Source organism: Falsiroseomonas oleicola (assembly GCF_019029495.1).
Classification (GTDB): Bacteria; Pseudomonadota; Alphaproteobacteria; order Acetobacterales; family Acetobacteraceae; genus Falsiroseomonas; species Falsiroseomonas oleicola.
The window spans coordinates 240,302-258,963 of sequence record NZ_JAERQM010000005.1 but is presented as its reverse complement, the minus strand read 5'-3'; the positions used below and the strand labels follow the sequence as shown (position 1 = coordinate 258,963).

19 protein-coding genes are annotated in these 18,662 nt (G+C 71.2%); 7 read left to right on the top strand and 12 right to left on the bottom strand.

Going from position 1 to position 18,662, the window contains the following annotated elements:
* Window positions 1–2 precede the first annotated feature (2 nt).
* The 4 genes from JJQ90_RS17890 to JJQ90_RS17875 are packed head-to-tail and all read right to left on the bottom strand — an operon-like array spanning window position 3 to window position 4,610.
* Window positions 3–986 carry an ABC transporter substrate-binding protein gene (locus tag JJQ90_RS17890; RefSeq protein WP_216877606.1) on the bottom strand — a complete coding sequence of 328 codons (984 nt, stop codon included), beginning with the start codon at window positions 984–986 and terminating at the stop codon, window positions 3–5.
* Window positions 983–3,034 (bottom strand): MFS transporter, encoded by a 2,052-nt coding sequence (locus tag JJQ90_RS17885; RefSeq protein WP_216877605.1) that lies wholly within the window; start codon window positions 3,032–3,034, stop codon window positions 983–985. Before JJQ90_RS17885 ends, JJQ90_RS17890 begins: the two co-directional genes overlap by 4 nt.
* Window positions 3,031–3,825, bottom strand: a complete 795-nt coding sequence (locus JJQ90_RS17880) for a hypothetical protein (RefSeq protein ID WP_216877604.1) — start codon at window positions 3,823–3,825, stop codon at window positions 3,031–3,033. The genes JJQ90_RS17885 and JJQ90_RS17880 overlap by 4 nt, the downstream gene beginning before the upstream one ends.
* Window positions 3,822–4,610: a formyltransferase family protein gene (locus tag JJQ90_RS17875; protein WP_216877603.1), complete on the bottom strand. Its 789-nt coding sequence runs from the start codon at window positions 4,608–4,610 to the stop codon at window positions 3,822–3,824. The genes JJQ90_RS17880 and JJQ90_RS17875 overlap by 4 nt, the downstream gene beginning before the upstream one ends.
* A gap of 198 nt (window positions 4,611–4,808) precedes the next feature.
* On the opposite strand from JJQ90_RS17875, the gene JJQ90_RS17870 reads away from it, so the two are divergent.
* Genes JJQ90_RS17870 through JJQ90_RS17860 form a run of 3 tightly spaced genes read left to right on the top strand, consistent with a single transcriptional unit; the run spans window position 4,809 to window position 8,111 of the window.
* The gene (locus JJQ90_RS17870) at window positions 4,809–5,270 is read left to right on the top strand and encodes a RidA family protein (protein WP_216877602.1); all 462 of its coding nucleotides are present in this window, start codon (window positions 4,809–4,811) and stop codon (window positions 5,268–5,270) included.
* Between the two features lie 11 nt (window positions 5,271–5,281).
* On the top strand, window positions 5,282–6,913 hold the full coding sequence (locus tag JJQ90_RS17865) for a GMC family oxidoreductase (RefSeq protein WP_216877601.1): 1,632 nt from the start codon (window positions 5,282–5,284) through the stop codon (window positions 6,911–6,913).
* Between the two features lie 46 nt (window positions 6,914–6,959).
* Window positions 6,960–8,111, top strand: a complete 1,152-nt coding sequence (locus tag JJQ90_RS17860) for a glycosyltransferase (RefSeq protein WP_216877600.1) — start codon at window positions 6,960–6,962, stop codon at window positions 8,109–8,111.
* Here JJQ90_RS17860 and JJQ90_RS17855 read toward each other — a convergent pair.
* The 7 genes from JJQ90_RS17855 to minC form a co-directional block, all read right to left on the bottom strand.
* The gene (locus tag JJQ90_RS17855; protein ID WP_216877599.1) at window positions 8,056–8,637 is read right to left on the bottom strand and encodes an SAM-dependent methyltransferase; all 582 of its coding nucleotides are present in this window, start codon (window positions 8,635–8,637) and stop codon (window positions 8,056–8,058) included. The genes JJQ90_RS17860 and JJQ90_RS17855 overlap by 56 nt on opposite strands.
* Window positions 8,634–9,416 carry a PIG-L deacetylase family protein gene (locus JJQ90_RS17850; RefSeq protein WP_329959469.1) on the bottom strand — a complete coding sequence of 261 codons (783 nt, stop codon included), beginning with the start codon at window positions 9,414–9,416 and terminating at the stop codon, window positions 8,634–8,636. The genes JJQ90_RS17855 and JJQ90_RS17850 overlap by 4 nt, the downstream gene beginning before the upstream one ends.
* A complete protein-coding gene (locus JJQ90_RS17845) occupies window positions 9,410–10,516 on the bottom strand; it encodes an acyl-CoA dehydrogenase family protein (RefSeq protein WP_230410776.1) in 1,107 nt (368 codons plus the stop codon). Before JJQ90_RS17845 ends, JJQ90_RS17850 begins: the two co-directional genes overlap by 7 nt.
* Window positions 10,517–10,678: 162 nt before the next feature.
* The gene (locus tag JJQ90_RS17840) at window positions 10,679–11,680 is read right to left on the bottom strand and encodes an LLM class flavin-dependent oxidoreductase (protein ID WP_216877598.1); all 1,002 of its coding nucleotides are present in this window, start codon (window positions 11,678–11,680) and stop codon (window positions 10,679–10,681) included.
* Window positions 11,681–11,743: 63 nt separating this feature from the next.
* Window positions 11,744–12,037: a cell division topological specificity factor MinE gene (gene minE / locus JJQ90_RS17835; RefSeq protein ID WP_216877597.1), complete on the bottom strand. Its 294-nt coding sequence runs from the start codon at window positions 12,035–12,037 to the stop codon at window positions 11,744–11,746.
* Window positions 12,034–12,852 carry a septum site-determining protein MinD gene (minD, locus tag JJQ90_RS17830; RefSeq protein WP_216877596.1) on the bottom strand — a complete coding sequence of 273 codons (819 nt, stop codon included), beginning with the start codon at window positions 12,850–12,852 and terminating at the stop codon, window positions 12,034–12,036. Before minD ends, minE begins: the two co-directional genes overlap by 4 nt.
* Window positions 12,853–12,997: 145 nt before the next feature.
* Complete coding sequence (gene minC, locus JJQ90_RS17825; RefSeq protein ID WP_216877595.1) at window positions 12,998–13,753, bottom strand: septum site-determining protein MinC; 756 nt, start codon at window positions 13,751–13,753, stop codon at window positions 12,998–13,000.
* A 325-nt stretch (window positions 13,754–14,078) separates the two neighbouring features.
* Between minC and JJQ90_RS17820 the strand changes: the two genes are divergently transcribed.
* The 4 genes from JJQ90_RS17820 to JJQ90_RS17805 all read left to right on the top strand — a co-directional run bounded on the left by JJQ90_RS17820 (window position 14,079) and on the right by JJQ90_RS17805 (window position 17,338).
* Window positions 14,079–14,525 (top strand): acyl-CoA thioesterase, encoded by a 447-nt coding sequence (locus JJQ90_RS17820; protein ID WP_216877594.1) that lies wholly within the window; start codon window positions 14,079–14,081, stop codon window positions 14,523–14,525.
* 105 nt (window positions 14,526–14,630) lie between these two features.
* Window positions 14,631–15,464: a hypothetical protein gene (locus tag JJQ90_RS17815; protein WP_216877593.1), complete on the top strand. Its 834-nt coding sequence runs from the start codon at window positions 14,631–14,633 to the stop codon at window positions 15,462–15,464.
* Between the two features lie 69 nt (window positions 15,465–15,533).
* Entirely contained in the window at window positions 15,534–16,511 is a 978-nt protein-coding gene (locus tag JJQ90_RS17810; protein ID WP_230410775.1) for a D-2-hydroxyacid dehydrogenase family protein, read from the top strand.
* Complete coding sequence (locus JJQ90_RS17805; protein ID WP_216877592.1) at window positions 16,508–17,338, top strand: alpha/beta hydrolase; 831 nt, start codon at window positions 16,508–16,510, stop codon at window positions 17,336–17,338. The genes JJQ90_RS17810 and JJQ90_RS17805 overlap by 4 nt, the downstream gene beginning before the upstream one ends.
* Window positions 17,339–17,424: 86 nt before the next feature.
* On the opposite strand, the gene JJQ90_RS17800 is transcribed toward JJQ90_RS17805, so the two are convergent.
* Window positions 17,425–18,651: a Zn-dependent hydrolase gene (locus JJQ90_RS17800; protein ID WP_216877591.1), complete on the bottom strand. Its 1,227-nt coding sequence runs from the start codon at window positions 18,649–18,651 to the stop codon at window positions 17,425–17,427.
* Between the last annotated feature and the right edge of the window lie 11 nt (window positions 18,652–18,662).

Here is an 18,662-nt window from a genome sequence, read left to right as displayed (position 1 = left end):
GATCACACCACCTCCGCCACACGCAGCAGCCCGACGGGCGGGAAGAATTGCAGGCGCCGCGCGCTTTCCATCCGGATCAGGAAGGACAGCCGCGTCAGCGTCTCCACCGGAATGCTCTCCGGCGCGCGGCCGCCGCGCAGGATCTGCTCGGCCTTGAAGCCGGTGAAGGCGCCGACGCTGTAGTAGCGGCTGACCAGACCGGCGAGGCCCTCGGCGAATTGCACGAAGCGCTCGCTGGCGGAGAAGCAGGGCAGGCCGACATCCAGCGCGGATTGCGTCAGGATCACGCGATGGTCGTTCAGGAAGGTGTCGGGCGGGATGTAGAGCCATTCCGCGCCGGCTCGCCGCGCCTGTTCCACGATGCCGGGGATGGAGGCCGGGTCGGGCCGCCGCGCCTCGTTCAGCGCCACCGGCAGTTCGATGACGCCCGCGCCGAGCATCGTCTTCATCTGGGCCACGACGGACAGCGAATTGCGCTCATTCGGATTGAAGGTGGTGGCGACGCGGGTGAAGGGGCGGTAGCGCGCCATGGCGCGCATCTGCACCTCCACCGGCGCGATGTATTCGGTGCCGGTGACGGGTCGCCCCGGCGCCTCCCGCGACTGCACGATGCGGTTGCCGACGGGATCGGTGACGATGTTGAACACCACCGGGACGCCGGTGATGTGCCGCGCCGGGTCCACCGCATCCCACGGCCCGAGCGCGGCCATGGCGAGCGAGGTGCCCCAGACATAGACGAGGTCCGGCTTCATCTGCCGCACCTCCTCCACCAGCGCCGGCACGCGGCGCAGGTCCTGGCCGATGTCGCGCACCATCAGCTCCACCGGGATGCGGCGCGCGGCGAAGTGGTCGCGGAAGCCGTCGCAGGCCTCCTCCCAGCCGCGGAACAGCAGCATCATGATCCGGAAGGGCCGCGCCTGGGCACTGGCGGGACGGATCGACAGCAGGGCTGGTGTGGCCAGCAAAGAACGCCTCGCGATGCTCATGCCGCTGCTCCCTGGCGAATGCGTCCGAAGGCCAATGCCAGCCCATAACCAAGCGCCGTGGCGAGCGAGAGCGCACCGAGCACCAGCATGGTGTGCTGCCCGCCGCCGAGGGCAAACAGCGCGGCAGCCGCCGGCGGGCCGACGACGCTGCCGAAGCGCTCCGCCAGCCGCAGGAAGCTCAGCATGGCGGCGGAGCTCGGCGCGTTGCGCAGAAGGCTGAGGCCCGGGATGATCGCCAGCATCGGCGCCGCCGCCAGGCCCTGGGCGATGCCGGTGCCGATGATGGCCAGCGGCAGCGCGGTTTCACGGTCGATCCACAGCGGCAGCAGCAGCGCCACGCCATTCAGCACGCCGGCGCCGGCGATGATGAGGCCGCCGCGCCCGCTGCGATCCGCCAGCCAGGCGCCCACCAGGATCGCCGGCAGCATGCAAAGCCCATAGAGCATCACATTGCGGCCGATCGCCGCCTGGCTCAGCCCCAGCTCCCGCAATTCCAGCGGCGCCAGGAAGAAGATGAAGCCGCCGAGCAGCACCTTCGCCGGAATGGCGGCGAAGATCACCAGCAGGGCGAAGCGCGGCTCCGCGAAGGCGGCGCGGGCGCTGCGCCACAGGCCCATCTCCTTGCGCTCGCTGCTGCCGCCGGCCGCGAAGGCACGCCAGACCAGCAGGCCGGTGCCGGCCACCAGCAGCATGGCGAAGGCAAAGGTGAAGCGGAATCCGACCCGGTCCGCCAGCACCGCACCGATCGCCGTGCCGCAGACCGCGCCGGTCATCACCGCCGCGGTGAAGCCGCCGAGGCTGCGCGCCACGCGGCCGCGCGGGGCCTCCTGCGCCAGATGCACCTGGCAGGCGATGGTGACGATGGCATAGCCCGCGCCGCAGATGGCGCGCGCGATGGCGAAGGTGGTCAGGTCCGTGGCCAGCGCCGCGCCGACATGGCCGAGCGCCGCCGGCACCAGGCCGATCAGCAGCGCATCCCGCGGCCCGTGCCGCGCCACCACCCCGGCACCCCAGGGCGTGAACAGCGCGACGGCGGCGACGAAGGTGACGATGGGCAGCGCCGCCCCCATCACGCCACCCTGCCCACCCGCCAGTTCCAGCGCATAGATCGGGTTGAAGGAGGTGGAGAGCTGTTCGGCGAAGACGAAGAGGAACAGCGGCAGCCGGGCGGAGGAAGCCCCCGCACCCAGCCCTTCCTGCACCGAGGCCACGCCGAAGCGCAGGCGCTGGCGCACATCGTCCAGCACCCCGTTCGCCCGCCGCGCCGCGCCGGATTGCGTCGCCAGCCAGCACAGCCGGTCCCAGCGATCGTTCATGCGGCGCACCAGCACGTTCAGGTGCCGCGCCACGCGCCCGGCCTCCGCGCCCATGCCACCCGGCGCGCGCAGCGTCCAGTCGCCCTGCGCCAGCCGGCCCTGCAGGCGCAGCACCATGCCGATGGGGGCGGAGACGGTGCGGGCGAGGATGAAGCGCAGGAATTCGGCGGTGGCCAGCAACACCACCAGCAGCACGATCAGCACGTCCCAGCGCATGTCATCCAGCGCGCTGTCCACACGGGCGCGGGCGATGCCGACATGCAGCCAGCCGACCACGCGCCCCGCTTCCCGCAGGGGCTGCGCGGCGTCGTAGCTGTTGCCCTGAAGGCGCATCACCGCGCCACGATCCGGCGCCGCGCTGCCGGCATCGATGCCCGCGAATGCCGCCGGCACCTGGCCGGCCGTCGCCACGCCCCGGCCGGCGGCATCGCTCAGCACCACATAGGCGAGGCCTTCACGCGCGCCGAGCAGGCTGGCCAGGTAGTCATCCAGCCCCGACAGCCCGTGGAAGGGCACGCCGAGATCCAGCGCGCGTTGCAGGGTCTGCACGCCGATGCTGCCGACGACCGTTGCCTCCCGCTCCAGCTCCGGCCGCAGCTCCTGCTCGAAGCTGCGCAGCGCGCTGTGGGAGACGAAGCCGACGGCGAGCGTCAGCAGCAGCACGGCCACCGCGACGACACGGCCGACCAGGCTGCGATCCGGGCTTTGATCCGGGCTTTGATCCGGGGTCATGTCATGGCCCTTTCCAGGGTTTCCGTCTGTGGGCCTTCGGGCAGCTCTTCGGGCACCTCGGCGGCGATCTCCTCCAGCCGGCCCTCGGCATCGCGCAGCACGCCATCGGCCTCGCCGATCGCGGCCTGCAGGCCGGCGGCCAGCGGCGCGGGCGGTGCGCCGGGCTGCATCGCTTCCTCCACCGCCGCGAACCAGCGACGGGTGCGGCGGGTGACGAGGTGCAGCGCCAGCGCGCCGAGCGGCACCGCGATGGCGAGCGCCAGCAGCGTCGCCTGCACCATGGCGAGCAGCGCCGCCGCCAGGCGTTCGTCCACCGCACTCCGGTCGTAGCGCAGCAGCACCGCGCCTTCCGGCTGGCCGAAGCCGTTCACGATGGGGGCACCGATGCCGTAATCGGCGCCGATGCGGAAGCGCCAGGCCTCCTGCCGCGCCAGCGCCTCGAAGCGTTGCTGTGGCAGGCTGGTGCCGAGGTTCTGGCGGTCGGTGTCGAACAGCACCACGCCATCGGCATCGGCGATGGTCAGCCCGCCGATCAGCGGCTCCGCCGCACGGCTGCGTTCCAGCAACGCCTGCGCGCCGGGCACGCCGGCCAGGCGCACGCCGAGTGCCAGGCTGTTCTCCACCGTGCTGCCCAGCTCACCGGCCAGGATCTCCAGCACGCGGGCCTGCTGTTCCAGCAGCATGCGTTCGAACTTCAGGTAGTTCAGCCCCGCCGCCAGGCCGCAGCCCAGCAGCAGCATCACCGCCAGGACGCCGCTGAGACGCGTGGCGAAGGAAAGACCGCCGCTCATGCCGCCTGCCGATCCGCATGCGCGATGGCGGGTTCGGCAAAGGCCTGGCCCAGCACTTCCGCATAGTCGCGGGCGCTGACGATGGGCAGCGGCAGCGCGGCGAAATCGGCGGCGGAGGGGAAGCGGAAATAGGCGCCGCCCGCCGGCTGCGGCGTGCCCGGCGGGGTGCCGCCGCGCGCCAGCGTGGCGACCGCGCGCGCCGCGATCTCCACACCGCCCGAATAGAGACGCGAAGTGTGCCACATCAGGGAACGGGAGGATTGGAAGGGCACGCGCGCGACGCCGAGGATCGGCCCGGTATCGATGCCGCGATCGACCATGTGCACCGTGCAGCCCAGCTCGCGTTCCCCCTTCGCCACCTGCCAGAAGGGCGCGAAAAGGCCGCGATAGCCGGGCAGCGCGCCGGGATGGACATTGACGATGCCGCGCGGCACCGCGTCGATGACTCGCTGCGGGAAGATCAGGCTGAAGCGGGCGGAGACGACGACATCGGGCCGGAAGGCGAGCAGCGTCGCCGCGCCACCTTCCGCCTTCATGTCCATCAGCGGCGTCCAGGTCTCCGGATGCGGCAGGCCAGGCATGCTCGATTCCAGCGCAGCCAGCGTGTCGATGGCGACATCGCGTTCCAGCAGCTTCATCAGCCGCAGCGCCGGCACATCCAGCTCCGCCTCACGCGTCTTGACGCTGCAGAAGAAGCGCAGCTCCGCGAAGCTGAGCCGATCGGCCAGGATCCTCGCGGCCAGAAGGCCATGGATGTCCTTCTTCACGCAGATCGCGATCCTCATGCCCACTCCATCGGAAGCGCCGCGCGCGCGGCCTTGCCACGCGCCGCCAAGCTGTGTCCGGGCCTCCTGCCACGGGAGGAAGCCTACCCGTCAGAGGTTGAGGCATGGCTAACCGGGGCGGTTTCAGACCAGATGCGGGGGGGGATGGATCAGCGGCGCGTGGCCCGGCAGGATGCGTGGACCCAAAGGGAGACACCCATGTCCGCCGAAAGCCGCCTGACCGAGCTGGGTCTCGTGCTGCCCGCCTCGCCCAAGCCCATGGGCAACTACGTGCCCTGGCGAATCGGCGGCGGGCTGCTGTTCCTGTCCGGTGTCGGGCCGCGGCAGGCGGATGGCAGCTCCGTGGTGGGTGTGGTCGGCGATGACCTGGATGTGGCGCAGGGCTATGCCGCAGCGCGGCTCTGCGGCCTCAACCTGCTGGCCAATATGCGCGACGCACTGGGCTCGCTGGACCGGGTGGACACCATCCTGAAAGTGCTCGGCATGGTGCGCGGCACGCCGGATTTCGGCCACCAGCCGGAAGTCATCAATGGCTGCACCGACCTGTTGGTCGATGTGTTCGGGGAGGCCGGGCGCCCGGCGCGTTCCGCCGTCGGCATGGGCAGCCTGCCGCGCGGCATCGCGGTGGAGATCGAGGCCGTGGTTCTGCTGCGCGGCTGAGGAGACCGACCATGGCCAAGCCGGATGGCGACAGCTTCGACTACGTCATCGTCGGCTCCGGCGCGGCCGGTTCCGTCCTCGCCAACCGGCTGAGCGCCGATCCCGGCGCCACGGTCTGCGTGCTGGAGGCCGGGCCGCCGGACCGCAACCCCTTCATCCACATCCCCGCCGGCTTCATCAAGACCCTCGCCAACCCGGCGGTGACCTGGCAGTTCAAGACCGAGGCCATCCCGATGACCGGCGGGCGGCGGATCAGCACGACGCAGGGGCGCACGCTGGGCGGGTCCTCCTCCGTCAATGGCATGATCTACAATCGCGGCCAGCCGACCGACCTCGACAGTTGGGCGCAGCGCGGCAATCGCGGCTGGGGCTATGCCGATTGCCTGCCCTATTACCGCCGCGGCGAGAATCGCATCGGCCTGTCGGACGATTCGCGCGGCCGCACCGATGGCGCGATCCCCGTCACCGACATGGACTGGATCAACCAGGTCTCGGAGGCCTTCATCCAGGGCTGCGAGGGCATCGGGATTCCGCGCACGCGCGACTACAACAGCGGCGACCAGGCCGGCGTCGGCTACTACCAGCGCACCATCCACAAGGGTCGCCGCATCTCCGCCGCCGTTGCGTTCCTGAAGCCCGCGATGGCGCGGCCCAATCTCAGCGTCCGCACCAATGCCCGCGCCAGCCGCATCCTGTTCGAGGGCAAGCGCGCCATCGGCATCGAATACCTCGCCGGCCCCGGCGCGCCGCCGCGTCGCGTGATGGCGCGGAAGGAGGTGATCCTCTCCGCCGGCACGGTGAACACGGCGCGGCTGCTGCAGGTCTCGGGCGTCGGGCCGGCGGCGCTGCTGGCCTCGCTCGGCGTGCCGGTGGTGCATGAGTTGCGCGGCGTCGGCGCCAATTTCCGCGACCACTATGCCAGCCGATTCGTGATGCGCGCGAAGCCCGGCGTGCAGACCCTGAACCAGTTGGCGCGCGGCGTCAGCCTCGGCGGGCAGATCGCACGCTGGGCCACCGGGCGGCCGAGCATCCTGGCCACCACGCCATCGCATGTGCATGTCTTCTGGAAGAGCTTCGAGGGTCTCGACCAGCCCGACCTGCAATGCGTCTTCACCCCCGGCAGCTATGCCGAGGGCAAGGTCTATGTGCTGGACGACTATCCCGGCGTCACCGCCGGCGCCTGGCAGCACCGCCCGGAAAGCACCGGCTGGGTGCGCGCGCGCAGCGCCAATGTCTTCGAGGATCCGGAGATCAATCCGAACTACCTCTCCGACCCCATGGACATCCGCGTGCATCTCGGCGGCATGCGGCTGCTGCGCCGCATGCTCGGCACGCCGGAACTGGCGCAGTACCTGGAAGCCGAGACGCTGCCCGGCCCGAAGGTGCAAAGCGACGACGAGCTGCTGGACTTCGCCAAGAAGAACGGCAGCACCACCTACCACCTGATCGGCACGGCGCGGATGGGGCCTGAAACCGATCCGAGCGCCGTGGTGGACGACCGGCTGCGCGTGCATGGCATGCAGGGGCTGCGCGTGATCGACGCCTCCATCATGCCCAGCATGACCTCCGCCAATACCTATGCGACCACGCTGATGATCGCGGAGCGCGGCGCGGATTTCATCAAGGGTGTGGAAGCGGCCTGAGACGCTGGGAACGTGCGGGCATAAGGGGCGTTGATGCGGCGCCCCCATGCCGCAGACCTTCGCCCCCACGCCGCGCCTCGCAATCGCCATCCCGGCGCGTGACGAGGCGGCGCGACTGCCCGCCTGCCTCGCCGCGCTGGCCGCCCAGCAGGGGGTGGATCCGCAAGCGGTGACGGTGCTGGTCCTGGCCAACAACTGCACCGACGACACCGCAGCCCTCGCCCGTCGCCTCGCCCCCGACCTGCCCTTCCGGCTGGAGGTGGTGGAGGCCCGCCTGCCCCCCGCCTCCGCCCATGCCGGCGGCGCCCGCCGCGCGGCGATGGAGGCCGCCGCCGCGCTGCTCGACCCGCCGGCGGAGGCGCTGCTGTTCAGCACGGATGCCGATGGCCGCGCCGAGCCGGGCTGGATCGCCGCCAACCTCGCCGCCTTCGCCTCCGGCGCCGATGCCGTGGCCGGCACCTATGCCCCCGACCCGGCCGAGGCTGCCCAGCTGCCCGAATCGCTGCGGCAGCGGGAGGCGGCGGAGACTGCCTATGCCGCGCTGCTGGAGGAAATGGCCGCCCTGGTGGAGGCCGACCCGCACGACCCCTGGCCGCGGCATGCGGTGCATTCCGGCGCCTCCATCGCGCTGCGACTCGCCGCCTATCGCGCCGTCGGCGGGCTGCCGGCGGTGCCGGTGGGGGAGGACCGGGCCCTGTTCGCCGCGTTGCAACGCGCCGGGCTTCGGGTGCGGCACTGTCCCGCGGCGCGGGTCATCGTCTCCTGCCGCCTGGCCGGGCGGGCGGCGGGCGGCATGGCGGATACGCTGCGCGATCGCCTGGCACGGCCGGAGGCGCCAGTGGATGCACGGCTGGAGCCCGCCCTGGCGGCGCTGTTCCGGCTGCGCTGCCGCAAGGCGCTGCGCCGGCTGCACCAGGGCCAGCCGCGTCCCGACGACCCGCAGCGCCTGTCCCGGATGCTGCGGCTTCCGGTCGCAACGCTCACCGCCCTGGCCGCACAGCCACGTTTCGCGCCGGCCTGGGAGGCGTTGCAGGCCGGCGCCGCGCCGCTGCGACGGCGCAGCCTGCGCCTGGCCGACCTGCCGCTCGAAGCCGCCCGCGCGCGCGCCATACTGGCGGCGCTGCGGCGCGGACGGCCGCTGCTCAATGGGCGCGCAGAAGGTCCAGGCGGTAGCGATCCGTGCGAACTTGCCGCGTGATGACCACCCGCGGCGCCAGGGCCGTGCAGAAGATACCGGTGGCCGCGTCGCCGGTCAGGGGATAGTCGGTCTCGCCTGTCCAATGCACCAGCAGGATGTCGCCACCCGGCGCCAGGCTCGCCTCGGCGCAGGCCGCCAGCCGGCGCAGGTCGCGCGCATCGAGGTAGTAGAGCATCTCGGAGAACAGCATCAGGTCGAAGCTCTCGCCCAGCGGCCAATCCCCCGGCAGCACGGCACGGGCCAGCCTGACCTGCGGCAGCGCGGCGCAGCGGGCCTGGGCATCCGCCAGGGCATTCGCCGCCGCATCCACCGCCAGCAGCGAATCGCAGCGCGGGGCCAGCGCCTCCGTCAACACGCCGATGGAGCAGCCGGCCTCGAAGGCGCGCGCATAGCGGTCGCGTGGCAAAGCAGCGAGGGTCTCGGCGTATTTCGTCCGCTCATAATCGCTGTCGGCGAAGCCCCAGGGATCGGGGTCCGCACGATACAGCGCCTCGAAATAGTCGGGCCGGATGCTGTCACGGCTCATGCGTCGGGCGGCTCCAGGAACAGTTCTTCATCGCGAAAGGCCAGGTCGAGCGCCGCCTGGGGCAGCACGAAGCCGCCTGGATCGTCCCGCACCACCTCGCCGAGTTGGGACCGATGCGCCGCGACCGCCCGGCGCTTGGCGCCAAGCTGAAGGCGGACATCCAGGCGATATCCCCGCGGCGGGCCTTGCAGCACGGGTGCCGGCGGCAGGGGAAAGCCGGGGATGGCATGTGCATGCGCCAGCCCCCAGACCGGATACTCCAGCAACCGCACGCCAGGCCCGAGGCGCCGCAGCAGCGCCGCCGCCAGCACATGGGTGGCCGCATGGTCACAATGCGGATCGTGGCGCCAGGCGGTGAAGATGGTCAGTGGCGGCTTCGGCGCCAGCAGCACCAGGCGCTCGAGCGCCGCCGTGAAGGACGCGCCCCGTTCCGGAACGGCGCGGTCCGGCAGTCCCAGGAAATGCAGTTGCAGCGCCGGGTCGAGGCCCAGCATCACCACGGCCGTGCGCGCTTCCGCCTGGCGCAGCGCCGCCATCCGCTCCGGCGGCCATTCGCGGGAGAAGGGGTGGGAGCCGGCGCCATCGCTGACCACCACCACCATCGTCTGGCGCTTCTCCGCGACGCAGGTCGCCAGCAGCCCGCCACAGCCGAGGCTCTCATCATCCGGATGCGGCGCCAGGACCAGCGCCGCGCCCTCCGTCCCCAGAAGTGGTGCCAGGGAGGTGCCATGCGGCAGGTCGCGCTCCGCGCGGTGCAGCCAATCGCCAGCCTTCAACACCACAGGTCGCCCGGCTCGGCAGCCGCGCCGAGCACGGTGGCCGCGGCCTCGCCCAAGGCGCGGTCGGGCGCTGGCTGGCGCAGATAGGTGGCGAGGTCGCGGGCCACCCGCTCCAGCGGATCGGGGCGCAGGAAGGCGGCGAGGCCGACGGAACGCTGGGCCAATTCCAGCACATCCAGCGCCGCGCGCTCCACCGCCAGGCGGGCCAGGTTCACATAGGCGGCGGTCTCGGCCGGTGGCGTCGCGGCCTCCGCCCTCGCCGCAGCCGATTCCACCCAGAGCCGCGCCGTCTCCGCCGCGATGGCCGCCTGGCCCAATCGCGCCGCCTGATGCGGATCGCCGCCACGCCCGGACCTCGCCAGATGCGCCCGCAGCACGCCCAGCACCGCCTCCACCCCGCCGCATTGCACGGCGGCGAAGCGCCAGGCGCCGGCCGAGAAATCCGGCTGGCGGAGATAGTCGCCCGGCTGCCCGAGCGGCGCGGCCGGCAGGCCCGTCAAGGTCATGCGGCCGGTGGCGGAGGCGCGCATGCCCTGCGCCGTCCAGGGGGATAGGTCCGCGCCCTCACCGGGGCGCAGCGGCACCAGCAGCATCTGCGGCGGCGCCTCCGGCGTCGCGCGGGACGTCACCAGGGCGCGCGCCACCCAGCCGGCGCCGGAACACAGCACCTTGCCGCCCTGCAGCACGCCTCCGGTGAAGCCCAGCGGCGGATCGCCGGCCGCATCGGTGTTCCAGACCGCGAAGAGCAGGCCCTGCCGCGCATCCCGCGCGGCGGCCTCGGCCTGGGCCGGGCCGCCATGCCGCAGCACCAGCCGCAGGGCGTTCACATGCCCCTCATAGAGCCGCCCGAGCGGCAGGCTGGCACGGCCGATCAGGCGCAGCGCGGGGCAAAGCGCCTCGGCGCCTTCAGGCATCGTGCCCCATCCCGCGCCGCCCAGGGCGGGGGACAGCGGTGCGGCGAGCAGGCCGAGGCGTCGCAGCAGGCCGATTCCGGCTTCGGGGAATGCGCCGTCCACATCCACCGTCGCCGCCTCCGCCGCCAGTTTCGGCAGGCTGCGCCGCAGGCCGGTGAGGAGATCGGCGGACGCACCGGGCGGCAAGCCGGGCCTTGGCGACAGGGCGTTCACGCGCCGGACAGCCGGCGGGACGAGGCGGTCGGCATCGGAATTTCAACGCGGCGCATGCTGGGTCCTCGATCCCGGCGCCGCGCCCTCCGCGCCGCACCGCGCCCTTAACGGCGCAGCGGGCGAAAGGATGCAGGATCAGGCGGCGGCGCGCGCCGCTTCGGCCCGCACATCGGCGAGGATGGCAAAGGATCGCAGCCGCGCCGCATGGTCATGCACCTGCGCCGTCACCATCAGCTCATCCGCGCCGGTGCTGTCCAGAAAGGCCGCCAGCTCGCGCCGCACCGTCTCCGGCCCGCCGACGATCGAGCAGGACAGCGCATTGTCCAGCATCGTCTGGGCGCGCGGATCCAGCCGCTCGGCAAACCCTTCCACCGGCGCGGGCAGCTTGCCGGCGCGACCGGTCCGTAGATTCACGAAGGCCTGTTGCAGGGAGGTGAACAGGAAGCGCGCTTCCGCATCCGTCGCCGCCGCCACCACATTCACCCCCAGCATCACATGCGGCGCGGCCAGATGGGCGGAGGGCCGGAAGCGTTCGCGGTAGATCGCCATCGCGTCGCGCATCTGCCCCGGCGCGAAATGCGAGGCGAAGGCATAGGGCAGGCCCAGCACCGCCGCGAGCTGCGCCCCATAGGTGGAGGAACCGAGGATCCAGGGCTGCACAGCCAGCCCCTCCCCCGGCACCGCGCGCAGCGCCTGGCCGGGCTGGGCGGGCTCGAAATAGGCCATCAGCTCCATCACGTCGCGCGGGAAGTCATCCTCCCGCACCAGGCTGCGGCGCATCGCCTGGGCGGCGTGCTGGTCGGTGCCGGGGGCGCGGCCGAGGCCGAGGTCGATGCGGCCGGGATGCAGCGCCGCCAGGGTGCCGAACTGCTCCGCGATGATGATCGGCGCATGGTTCGGCAGCATGACGCCGCCGGCACCGATGCGGATGGTGCTGGTATGGGTGGCGACATGGGCCAGGGCCACAGCCGTGGCGGCGCTGGCGATGCCGGGCATGTTGTGGTGCTCGGCCATCCAGAAGCGGTTGTAGCCAAGCGCCTCCGCATGCCGGGCGAGATCGGCCGAATTACGCAACGCCTGGCCGGCGTCGCTGCCTTCGGGGATGGGGGAGAGGTCGAGGACGGAGAGCGGGGTCATGCCCAGTCATATGGGCGTGCCCCCGCCCGGTCGGTAGCCCAAAAAGCGACCGACCGGTAACATTTACCCCGCCGCGGCGCGGCGCCCCGTATTGGCCGGCGGACCCGGCAGGTCGATCTCGATGGCCAGCGTCGACATGTCGCCGCCCCGGTCCAGGGAGACATTCACCCGGCCCGGATCGATGGCGACGTAGCGCGCGACCACGGCCACGATCTCCATCTGGAGTTTCGGCAGGAAATCCTCCCGCGTCCGCCCGATGCGCTCATGCGCCAGGACGATCTGCAGGCGTTCCTTGGCGTTGGAAGCCGTCTGCGGCTCCGGCTTCCGGCCCTTGAAGAGATCTGCGAGCCAGCTCATGCGGCCCTCCCCCCGAACAGGCGTGAGAACAGGCCCTTCTTGCTCGGCTCGAGGAAGCGGTGCTCGATCTTCTCGCCGAGGAAGCGGCCGACGGCGTCCTTATAGGCCTGACCGGCGGCGCTTTCCTGGTCCATGATGACCGGGTTGCCGGTGTTGGAGGCCTTCAGCACGCTTTCGCTTTCCGGGATCACGCCGAGCAGCGGGATGGCCAGGATTTCCCTGATATCCTCCAGCTTCAGCATCTCGCCCTTCTCGACCCGCACCGGGTCGTAGCGGGTGACCAGCAGGTGCTCGCGCACCGGCTCCCGCTTGTCCTCGGCGCGCTTCGACTTGGACTGCAGCACGCCCAGGATGCGGTCGCTGTCGCGGACGGAGGAGACCTCCGGGTTGGTCACCACGATCGCCTGGTCGGCGAAATACAGCGCCAGAAGGGCGCCCTTCTCGATGCCGGCGGGGCTGTCGCAGACGATGAAGTCGTGGTCCTTGGACAGCTCCTCGATGATCTTGCCGACGCCTTCCTTGGTCAGCGCGTCCTTGTCCCGGGTCTGGCTGGCCGGCAGGATCGACAGGGTATCGACCCGCTTGTCCTTGATGAGGGCCTGGTTCAGCCGCGCCTCGCCGCTGATGACATTGACGATGTCGAACACCACCCGGCGCTCCACCCCCATGATGAGGTCGAGGTTGCGCAGGCCGACGTCGAAGTCGATGACGACGGTCCTCTTGCCCCGCTGCGCGAGGCCGGTGGCGATGGCGGCCGAGGATGTGGTCTTGCCCACGCCCCCCTTGCCCGATGTGACGACGATGATTTCCGCCATGCTGAACCCCCGAAAGCATCCCGGCGCGGCCCCGCCGGGCGCGCCGCCAACCTATTTCCAAACAGACCCTGAACCAGTGGCCTGCTTAACCGCCTCGCTCGCTGCTGGCGCAGCGAGGCTTGGCGGGCAGGACACCTGGTGGGCCTCAGCCCACCGGATCGAAACGCATATGCTCGCCGACCAGCCGCGCCTGCACGGTCTTGCCGATCGGCGCCTCCCCCAGCCCTTCCCGCACGGCGTAATAGCCGGCGATGGAGACGAGTTCGGGGTCGAAATGCAGCGCGAAGACCCGCGCTTCATGATTGTCCTGCCCGCCGGCAATGGCACGGCCGAGCAGCCGCCCATAGACGTGGATATTGCCGTCCGCGATCACTTCCGCGCCGCGATTGACGGTGCCGACGATGACGAGGTCGGTGCCTTGCGCCCAGATACGCTGGCCAGCGCGCACCGGCTGGTCGATCACCATGGCGGCGCGCAGCGCCGGCGCGGCCTCCACGGGCGGCGGCGGGGGGGCCATGGCGGCGGGCTGCGGGGCGGCGAGCGCCACATCCTCCTCCCGCCCGCCCGCCTGGCGCAGCGGCGGCAGGCCAGCGCCCTGGGCGGCGTTGCGCATTTCCGGCGTGCCGCCGGTAGTGCCGATCGGCACGATCTCGATGGCGCGCAGGCCCTGCACCAGGGCGGCGAAGTCCACCTCCTCCGGTCGCGCGGGAATGTCGTCCAGCCCAATCACCACCGGGGCGAAGCGCAGGAAGCCCGGCGCGCGGCGGAACTGGTCACCCAGGGCCGGCACCAGCGCCTCCACCCGATGGTCGAGCAGTCGCATCACCAGCAGGTTGAAATTCGCCCCGCGCAGGCGAAAGGGTTCGAGGCGCGAGGCGGATGGCAGGGGCGCGGCGGACATCGCGAGGGGGGGTTTCCCGAGCAGAGGGGGCGTGATCGCGTTCTATACTGGCCCGCGGGCAGAGAGCGAAGCCTTCTCATGCGGGCGTGACATTTTGCAGAGGCTTGGCCCCTGCCCCTGCCATGCCGCATGAGGGCCGAATCGGGCAGAATGCGGATCGCCCCAGCCCGACGACCCAAACCGGGCAACCCGCCTTCCCCCCAAGGCGCGCCCGCCTTCCCCCCAAGGCGCGCCCGCCTTCCCCCCAAGGCGCGACTGTTGTCTGATCGGCGCCGCGATCCGAAGGGCTGTGACAGATCCCGGACCTGGCCAAAGCAAAGACCGAATGATGAAAACCCCCCGCCCGAACCGTTCCGACTTCCGCTTCTTTCTGGACATCCCGACACGCTGGATGGACAATGATATCTACGGTCACATCAATAATGTGACGTATTACTCCTATTTCGACACGGTCGTGGCCCGCTTCCTGCTCGATTCAGGCGCCATCAACTTGGTCGACAGCCCCGTCATCGGCGTGGTGGTCGAGACCCAGTGCCGGTTCCACGCCCCCATCGCCTTCCCCGATTCCATCACGGCCGGGCTGCGGGTGGAGCGCATCGGCACCACCTCCATCCGCTACGGCATCGGCATTTTCCGCGGCCCGGCACCGACGGCAAGCGCCGAGGGGCATTTCGTGCATGTCTATGTGGACCGCGCCACACAGCGGCAGCCGACCCCCCTGCCGGCCGAATTGCGCCGCGCGGCGGAGGGTCTGACCATTTCGGACTCATAGACAACCGACAGTTGCAGCCCGCGCGGCAATCCTGTTAGCGTTCCCGAAGCACCGATCTGGAGGAGCCCGGGTGATCCACGAATCGGCCGAATGGGGTATCGCCGCATGACTGCAGCAGGTCTTGTGCCCGTCTGGCGCCTGGCCCCGCCGCCCCGGCCTGTCGCCGGCGAACCGATCCTTGGCATCCGCGCCCTGCGCTATGAGGCCGAGGGGCGCCCCGGCGCCCTGCCGGCCATCGCCGGGCTGCGGCTCCACGCGGTGGGCGTTGGCGGCACGGTGCAGAGTTTCGACGCGGTGACCGGCCTCCATCTCCTCCAGGACCTGCCGCCCGGGCCGCGCCGCATCCTGGTGACAGACCCGGAGCGTCGCTTCCTGCCAGCCGCGACCACCATCAGCATCCCCGCGCGATTCCCGGCGCGACCGACCCTGGGCGCGGGTTCGCCCGACCGCACCGCGCCGCCCAGGCTGACCATCCGTCTCCACCCCTCCCCGAGCCGCGCGGTTCCCGTCGGCATGACGGCGGTGATCGGCCGGCTCTGCGACCGGGCCGGGCGCGGCATCGCGCTGGGCCGGTTGGAATGCACCACGGTGCTGCAGGGCGAACCGGCACGGGTCGTCACCTGGACCGATGCGGAGGGCGGATTCGCCCTGCTGCTGTCCGGCGAAGCGCCACGCCTGGATGCGCCACCGCCGCCCCCGGTGGCGCGCGGCCTGACGGTCTCGCGGCCCAATCCGATGCTCGCCGCCGCGCTGGCCACCGATTTCCCCGGCGCGCAGCCGGACGACCTGGACGTGATGGCGCCGGACCCATTGGCGGCGCTGTTCACGCCCTGCGCGGTGCGCCTGCACGCCGCCGATGGCCAGGTCGCCGATTGCGCGCCGGGCCATCTGCCGATCCGCCCCGGGCGCACCATGCGCTGGGACCTCATCGCCGACTGACTCGCACCATTGACGCCGGGGGAAGGTGATCGCATTCCGGGTGCAACCGATCCGGAAGGGCAGATACCCATGGCGAAGCTGACGCGGCTGGCGATTCTCGACGACTTCCAGGGCGTCGCCCTGGAGATGGGCCCCTGGGACCGGCTACCCGCCGACCTCCAGATCGAGGTGTTCCAGGACTCCGTGAAGGACCAGGGTGCGCTGGTCGCGCGCCTGCTGCCCTTCGACGCCATCCTCGGCATCCGCGAACGCACCCCCTTCCCCGCCGCGCTGCTGAAGCGCCTGCCCAACCTCAAGCTGCTGATGACGACCGGGGAGCGGAACCGCGCCTTCGACGTCGCCGCCGCCAATGCGCTGGGCATCACCACCTGCGGCACCGGCAGCAGCGGCGCGCCCACCGTCGACATCACCTGGGGCCTCATCATCTCCCTGCTGCGCGACCTGCCGGCGCAGACCGCCAGCCTGCGCGCCGGCACCTGGCAGGCCAAGGGCCAGCCTAACAGCGTCGGCACGGCGGCGGAGGGGCTGACGCTGGGCGTGCTAGGCCTCGGCAAGCTCGGCTCCCGCGTCGCCAAGGTGGGCCAGGCGCTCGGCATGAAGGTCATCGCCTGGAGCCAGAACCTGACCGCCGAGGCCGCGGAGAAGGTCGGCGCGACGCGGGTGGAGAAGGACGAATTGTTCGCCCAGGCCGATGTCGTCACCCTGCACATGATCCTGTCCGACCGGTCCCGCGGCATCGTCGGCGCGAAGGAGCTGGGGCTGATGAAGCCCTCGGCCATCATCGTGAACACCAGCCGCGGCCCGCTGATCGACCAGGACGCGCTGATCGCGGCGCTGACCGAAAAGCGCATCGGCGGCGCCGGGCTGGATGTGTTCGAGGAGGAGCCGATGCCGCTGACCCATCCGCTGCTGGCCTGCCCGAACACGGTGCTGACGCCGCATCTCGGCTATGTCTCCCGCCAGAATTTCGCCGCCTATTTTGAGGGCGGGGTGGAGGCGGTTGAGGCCTATCTGGCCGATCAGCCGATCCGCGTGCTGACGCCATGAGCGCGCTTCCGGCCTTCTGGGCCACCGCCAGCCAGGCGGAACGCGACCGCGCCTACAACAATGCGGAGGCGGTGGCCGACAGCACGGCGCTGATGGCGGAGCGGGACGCGGCGGCGGCCGCCTTCCGCGCCGCGCATCCGGCGCATCTCGACCTTCTGTATGGGGAGGGCGAGCGGGAGGCCTGGGACCTGTTCCCCGGCCGCGACCCGGCGGCGCCCTGCCTGGTCTTCATCCATGGCGGCTATTGGCAGCGCAACCAGCGGGAGAATTTCTCCCACCTCGCGGAGGGCGCGCTGGCGATGGGCTGGTCGGTGGCCTTCAACGGCTACACGCTGGCGCCCGCCGCTTCGCTGACGCAAATCGCCTGGCAGATCCACCGGGCGCTGGACTGGCTTTCCGAACACGGCGCGCAGCATGGCATCGCCGGGCCGCTGGTCGCCTCCGGCTGGTCGGCGGGCGGGCATCTGACGGCGCTGGCGCTGGAACATCCGGCGGTGACGGCAGGGCTCGCCATTTCCGGCATCTTCGAACTGGCGCCGATCCGCGACACCTATCTCGACGCCGCGCTGAAGCTGACCGAGGCGGAGATCGCCGAACTGTCGCCGATGCGGCGGCCGGTGGTGCGGAAGCCGCTGGCCGTGGCCTATGGCACCGCGGAACTGCCGGAGCTGGTGCGCCAGAGCCGCGATTTTCACGCGCTGCGCAGCGCCGCCCATGCGCCGGGGCCGCTGGTGCCGATTCCGGGCGCGGACCATTTCCGGGTGCTGGAAGCGCTGCGCCAGCCGGGCGGGTCGCTGCTGCGGCTGGCGGAGACGTTGCTGAGCTGAGGGGCGGGTGAGGGGTCTTGGCCTCGCATTATCCCGAGGAGCCCCCCTCACCCCGGCCCTCTCCCCCCGTCGGGGGGAGAGGGAGTTCAAGTGCCCCCACATCCCACTGGCGGGTTGTTTCCCAGATACCGCGCCGCGCCTTCCGCCAGCACCTCGACGCACTTCGCCAGGTCCTCGTCCTTCGTATCCTCCGCCCAATGGTGGCTGATGCCGGCGATGGAGGGGGAGAACAGCATGGCGGCGGGCATCACCTTTGCCATGTATTGCGCGTCATGCCCCGCCCCGCTCGGCATATGGCGCCAGGCGCCCGGCGCCAGGTCTTCCGCCGCTGCGGCCAGCGCCGCCTGCATGGCGTCGTCGCAGAGCGCGGGCTTGGACAGGCTCATCGCCTCCAGTGTCACCGTGCAGCGCTCGCGGCGATTGGCCTCCTGCACGCAGGCGCGCAGGCAGGCCTCCATGCGGTCGAGCATCGGCTGTTCCACGTCGCGGAACTGGAACAGCACCTCGGCGCTGCCGGGGATGATGGAGGCGGCGCCGGGGTCGAGGCTGATACGGCCGCAGGTCCAGGTGCTGCGCGGGCCGCAGGCGAAGGGCATGCGTTCGTCCAGCATGGCCAGCAGCCGCACCGCGGTCAGGCCGGCATCGCGGCGCTCGGCCATGGTGGTGCCGCCGGCATGGTCCTGCATGCCCTCGATGGTGATGCGCCACTGCCAGATGGCGACGATGCCCGTCACCACGCCGACCTGTTGGCCGGCGGATTCCAACTGCGTGCCCTGCTCGATATGCAGTTCGAAAAAGCCCTTGTGCCGGTCGGGCTCGCGCTGGATGCGCGGCAGGCCTTCCAGCCCGGCCTCGCGCAGCGCCTGGCGCAGCGGCTTGCCGTGGTAGCGGTTGGACAGGCGGTCGATCTCATCCTCCGGCAGCTCGCCGATGAAGGACCGGCTGCCGATGAAGCCGCCGTAATGGCCTTCCTCATCGGCGAAGGCGATGACATCCACCGGCAGGCCGCTGCGCGCCAGCGCCACGCCGGCCATCACGCCCAGAGCGCCATCCAGCCAGCCGGCCTGGTTCTGGCTTTCGATATGGCTGCCGACCAGCAGCTTCGGCCCCGGCCCGGGATGCCGCCCGATGACATTGCCGATGCCGTCTATGCTCGGCTCCAGCCCGCATTCGGCCATGCGCTCCATCAGCCAGCGTCGGCTTTCCATATCCTCCGGCGAGAAGGTCGGGCGGTGCACGCCGGTCTTGTAGGCGCCGATCTTTCGCAGCTCGTGCAGGTCCTTGAGGAAGCGGGCGGTATCGACCTGCGGCATGTCATGTGACC

What these genes read in the sequence shown, in the direction of transcription:
- JJQ90_RS17890 (WP_216877606.1), bottom strand. Translation starts at nt 986, where the DNA reads ATGAGCATCGCGAGGCGTTCTTTGCTGGCCACACCAGCCCTGCTGTCG.
- JJQ90_RS17885 (WP_216877605.1), bottom strand. Translation starts at nt 3,034, where the DNA reads ATGACCCCGGATCAAAGCCCGGATCAAAGCCCGGATCGCAGCCTGGTC.
- JJQ90_RS17880 (WP_216877604.1), bottom strand. Translation starts at nt 3,825, where the DNA reads ATGAGCGGCGGTCTTTCCTTCGCCACGCGTCTCAGCGGCGTCCTGGCG.
- JJQ90_RS17875 (WP_216877603.1), bottom strand. Translation starts at nt 4,610, where the DNA reads ATGAGGATCGCGATCTGCGTGAAGAAGGACATCCATGGCCTTCTGGCC.
- JJQ90_RS17870 (WP_216877602.1), top strand. Translation starts at nt 4,809, where the DNA reads ATGTCCGCCGAAAGCCGCCTGACCGAGCTGGGTCTCGTGCTGCCCGCC.
- JJQ90_RS17865 (WP_216877601.1), top strand. Translation starts at nt 5,282, where the DNA reads ATGGCCAAGCCGGATGGCGACAGCTTCGACTACGTCATCGTCGGCTCC.
- JJQ90_RS17860 (WP_216877600.1), top strand. Translation starts at nt 6,960, where the DNA reads ATGCCGCAGACCTTCGCCCCCACGCCGCGCCTCGCAATCGCCATCCCG.
- JJQ90_RS17855 (WP_216877599.1), bottom strand. Translation starts at nt 8,637, where the DNA reads ATGAGCCGTGACAGCATCCGGCCCGACTATTTCGAGGCGCTGTATCGT.
- JJQ90_RS17840 (WP_216877598.1), bottom strand. Translation starts at nt 11,680, where the DNA reads ATGACCCCGCTCTCCGTCCTCGACCTCTCCCCCATCCCCGAAGGCAGC.
- minE (WP_216877597.1), bottom strand. Translation starts at nt 12,037, where the DNA reads ATGAGCTGGCTCGCAGATCTCTTCAAGGGCCGGAAGCCGGAGCCGCAG.
- minD (WP_216877596.1), bottom strand. Translation starts at nt 12,852, where the DNA reads ATGGCGGAAATCATCGTCGTCACATCGGGCAAGGGGGGCGTGGGCAAG.
- minC (WP_216877595.1), bottom strand. Translation starts at nt 13,753, where the DNA reads ATGTCCGCCGCGCCCCTGCCATCCGCCTCGCGCCTCGAACCCTTTCGC.
- JJQ90_RS17820 (WP_216877594.1), top strand. Translation starts at nt 14,079, where the DNA reads ATGATGAAAACCCCCCGCCCGAACCGTTCCGACTTCCGCTTCTTTCTG.
- JJQ90_RS17815 (WP_216877593.1), top strand. Translation starts at nt 14,631, where the DNA reads ATGACTGCAGCAGGTCTTGTGCCCGTCTGGCGCCTGGCCCCGCCGCCC.
- JJQ90_RS17810 (WP_230410775.1), top strand. Translation starts at nt 15,534, where the DNA reads ATGGCGAAGCTGACGCGGCTGGCGATTCTCGACGACTTCCAGGGCGTC.
- JJQ90_RS17805 (WP_216877592.1), top strand. Translation starts at nt 16,508, where the DNA reads ATGAGCGCGCTTCCGGCCTTCTGGGCCACCGCCAGCCAGGCGGAACGC.
- JJQ90_RS17800 (WP_216877591.1), bottom strand. Translation starts at nt 18,651, where the DNA reads ATGCCGCAGGTCGATACCGCCCGCTTCCTCAAGGACCTGCACGAGCTG.